3 protein-coding genes are annotated in these 3,730 nt (G+C 42.1%); 1 reads left to right on the top strand and 2 read right to left on the bottom strand.

Features of this window, described 5'->3' with window-relative positions:
* The first annotated feature begins 216 nt into the window (after positions 1 to 216).
* Positions 217 to 1,314, top strand: coding sequence for a response regulator (locus tag AAC033_RS18640; protein WP_339740987.1), 1,098 nt, complete (start codon positions 217 to 219; stop codon positions 1,312 to 1,314).
* 42 nt (positions 1,315 to 1,356) lie between these two features.
* On the opposite strand, the gene AAC033_RS18635 is transcribed toward AAC033_RS18640, so the two are convergent.
* Together AAC033_RS18635 and AAC033_RS18630 are read right to left on the bottom strand one after the other, a co-directional pair.
* On the bottom strand, positions 1,357 to 2,334 hold the full coding sequence (locus AAC033_RS18635; RefSeq protein WP_339740985.1) for a c-type cytochrome: 978 nt from the start codon (positions 2,332 to 2,334) through the stop codon (positions 1,357 to 1,359).
* A gap of 148 nt (positions 2,335 to 2,482) precedes the next feature.
* Positions 2,483 to 3,559: an alanine/ornithine racemase family PLP-dependent enzyme gene (locus AAC033_RS18630; RefSeq protein ID WP_339740983.1), complete on the bottom strand. Its 1,077-nt coding sequence runs from the start codon at positions 3,557 to 3,559 to the stop codon at positions 2,483 to 2,485.
* Positions 3,560 to 3,730: the final 171 nt, after the last annotated feature.

Below are 3,730 nucleotides of genomic sequence, written 5' to 3'. Positions count from 1 at the left end.
GAATATGTTATTTTATAGTAAATAGTAGATAAAGATGCCAAAATCGTATAATATCAATTTATGCTTCATTGGATGAAAAGGATGGTTTAAACCATGAAATAGCCAGTTCGCTAATTGCTTGCGTGGAACTAATGGCAAATTGGTAGAGATGGTTTAATTTAGTTGATGAGTTGAACTATTTTTCGGGAAGCGATTCTCGGATTTTCATTTTGAGAGATGACAAAAAAGAAGGTTTTAATCATTGAGGATGACCTGGCCTTTTCGAGGACACTAAGGAATGTTTTGGTGCTTAATGGGTACGAGGTCGATGTTACCAATTCAGGGACAGAGGGAGTTCAGCGAGCCTACGAAGGCAAGCCGGATCTGATTCTTTGCGACATTAAGATGTCGCCGATGAACGGGTATCAGGTTTATAATATTTTGAAAGATAGTAATTTCACCAACAGAATTCCGTTCATTTTCATCACAGGAAAATCTGACCTGCGTGAAATCAGGTTTGGAATGGAGCTTGGGGTGGATGACTATATTGTCAAACCATTTCAAAACGAGACGCTTCTGCGGTCAATCAAAGTCAGACTTGAGAAGTATGAGTCATTGATTAATTTAGGTAGAAGCCGCTACCAGGCGTTTGTGGAAAACTCTACGAATGGGATTTTTCTATTTAGCGGAGATCAGATTCTTGAAATTAATCCGGCATTTTCGCGAATGATCGGGTGCAGTCAATCCAAAGTGGATAGTTTGTCTTTCTCTAAATTGGTTGGGCCTGAGAGTTTCAAAAGATTGGAAGAAAGAATAAATAAATGTGCTTACGGTTTGCTAAACAGTTTTCATGAAGAAATCGAGATTGAATTAGCCAACGGGACTCGCGAAAAATATTCTGTTCGGATTGCCCGTGGTTCTGAATATGAAGGTGCTTCGCTGTTGATTGGTCTGCTTGCTCCTGCCAATAAAGCGGTTGAGCCAATTAATTTCTCGTACTCGAAATTGGTTCAGGTTTTGGAAGATGCAAATATCAATTTGACCGACAATCTGGCACGGCGACTACAGCAAGAGTTTCAAGCGGATTCGGTGCAGACCGAACGAAAGCGCCCTAATGACGACACCCTGGTGGCAGGTGTTGAATTTTCGAAGCGCGAGCTGGAAGTATTACAGCTTTCATGCCAGGGACTTCCTATGAAAACAATTGCTGAAAAATTATTTATTGCCGACCGGACCGTGGAAAGTCACCGAGCCAATATGATGGAAAAGACAGGAGCAAAAAATATTATTGAACTCATTATTTTTGCGCTGAGACACAATCTGGTTGATATTTAGCAGGTACAATTCATAGCGGCATTTCCGCTCGAAATCTGACGATCAATTTGCAGGAGAGAATAAGACCACATTGTTTGCAGCTGGTTTCAGGGTTTTCAGGTAAGCATAAATCGCCTGTAAATCTTCTGTTTCCATTTCTGCGTAAAAAGTCCACCGCATAATGGTTTGAAATTCGCCCGGAGCAATTTGGTGGGGTGTGTAGGTTGACCTGGAATAGGCCTTGAAACGCTGGATAAATTGCTCCTCACTCCAAAGTCCGATTCCGGATTCGTGAGGCGTAATGTTGGCTGAGCGTAAAACAGAACCATCTGGGAATTTAAACTCCATTCCTCCGGCAAATGCGTCACCAATAAATTGGCCTTTTTCTTGCCTCGTGTGGCAATCGTTGCATGCTGCCGCGGTTATCAAATATTTCCCGTAACTTACCCGATCAGTTTTTGGTGGTATTTTGGTTAATGAAGGTTTTTTGGGGATGGTATTGAGAATGAAATTCATCGGGAAATCTGACATCGATGCTTCTGTTTCATGTTCGATGCGCTTGAGCGAGCGAAGATAGACAATCACCGCTTTGATATCTTCTTCATCAAGTTGACCGTAGTAGGGGTGCGGCATCACAGGAAACAGGGCTCGGCCATCTTTGGATACACCAGCAGTAATGGCCCTGAAAATTTCGCCATCGGTCCAGTTCTCAAGTTTTGCCGGGGTGATGTTGGGCGAAACATACCGGCCGGGGAATCCCATGTTTTGGTCAAACACTTCGCCACCCATCCCTTCGGTGTTGGGAACCATTGGAGCAGTGAAAAGGCTGTATTCGCGTTCCGAATGGCAATCCATGCAAACCATAACGTGGTTGGCCAAGTATCGCCCGCGTTCAAGCCGTTCCGGGGTTCGTTCGACGGTCATTTCAGGTGCATTGCCAACATTGGGCAGCATAGCTTTTACGTAAGATAGTAGCAAGGCGACAATCAGAATCAGAAATCCAATCGCATACAAAAAAATCCGTGTGGCTCTTTTTTTCATAAGGAGTTCATATTTAGTTATTAACTAAGAGACTTGCTTCAAGCAAAACATCTGTCTAAAGTTAATAAACACATAAACATCCGAATATCTGCAATACGATGTTCGTCAGCATATTTGTGCTTTTAGCCCTGAGCATAAGCACGATTTGTTAGTCTGTTTTTATTTTTTTTTCGATGTACTTTGAATTCATAATCCGCAATACGCCCATGTAGTCCATTTCGAACTCAAGTTGCGATCCAACCTGGTAGTTTTCGTCATTTTTGCCCAAATCAACCACCAACATGTCCGACGATGCGCCAACGATCTTCAGGTTCTTATTTTTTAGCTTGATGTGGTTCTCATCAATATCCAGCAAGCCGAGGTCAATCAGCGCGCGGTAGGAGGTTGCCGACTGGTCAGCCTCATCAAAAATCACGGTTTCGCCCAGCAGGTTTTTACCCAACTCACCAATTGGAGTCATTCGTTTTTTTGTCAACTCAATAATCTCGGCATAAAGTTGAAAGGCGTCATTTTCCATCTGTTCGAAGGTGACATTGTTGTAAACATCAGTCCCAAGGAAAAAGGTTTCACCGATCCTGAAATGGTTGATTCCCTTTGGAAGCAAGCCTTGAAAAATTAAAGGAACCGTTACTGACGCACCGCCTGAAACATACTGAATTTCCTTGTTGAATTTCGCCTCAAGCAACTGTTCGTACAAACATAGCTGCACCAGTTTATCGTGGCTCGGCAAAATACCGTACATGCAAGTTAAATTGGTGCCAATGCCAACTACTTCAATGTTGGGTAAATTGAAAACCGAATTGTAAAAGTCGAGAAAATCTTCCTGCAGTACCCCTTCGCGTAGCTCACCCATTTCAATCATGATGATGATTTTGTGGGTTTTTCCTTGTTTTTGAGCTTCCTGAGAAAGCCGTTCGATGGTGTCTTTTTCCGTATTAAAACTGATGTCGGCGTATTTGACGATTTTGTCAATGGAATGTTTTGGTGGTGGTTTAATGTAAACAGTTTCAACTTCGTCCGAAATCGACTTAATCATTTTGAGGTTTGAAACCCGCGAATCACACAATTGTTTGATACCCAGATTTATTACTTCTTCCAGGTAGCGTTTGTTGCCACATAACATTTTGGAAACAACCGCCCAGGTGATTCCGTTTTGTGATAGCAGTTCTTCGAGGTAGTCGTAGTTCTTTTTTAGTTTCTTGGTATCTAATGTGATAAATGCCATAATGTTTTGCCTTTAAGTCTTGGTTTGCGGTGAATGGACAAATCGAATCTCACCCAGCCCTGTTAATTCAAGAGGAAGCCTTGTCCTTCCTGTTTGACTTCAACATGCAAAGATAAACGCTTTTATTCGTATCGAAACAAATAATTGTCTTTTGATTGGATTTCTTCATCT

This window comes from uncultured Sunxiuqinia sp. (assembly GCF_963974515.1).
GTDB lineage: Bacteria > Bacteroidota > Bacteroidia > Bacteroidales > Prolixibacteraceae > Sunxiuqinia.
This window is presented reverse-complemented; position numbering and strand designations above follow the sequence as displayed.

Excerpts from the sequence above, each read along its gene's own strand:
- AAC033_RS18635 (WP_339740985.1), bottom strand. The coding sequence starts at position 2,334 with ATGAAAAAAAGAGCCACACGGATTTTTTTGTATGCGATTGGATTTCTG.
- AAC033_RS18630 (WP_339740983.1), bottom strand. The coding sequence starts at position 3,559 with ATGGCATTTATCACATTAGATACCAAGAAACTAAAAAAGAACTACGAC.
- AAC033_RS18640 (WP_339740987.1), top strand. The coding sequence starts at position 217 with ATGACAAAAAAGAAGGTTTTAATCATTGAGGATGACCTGGCCTTTTCG.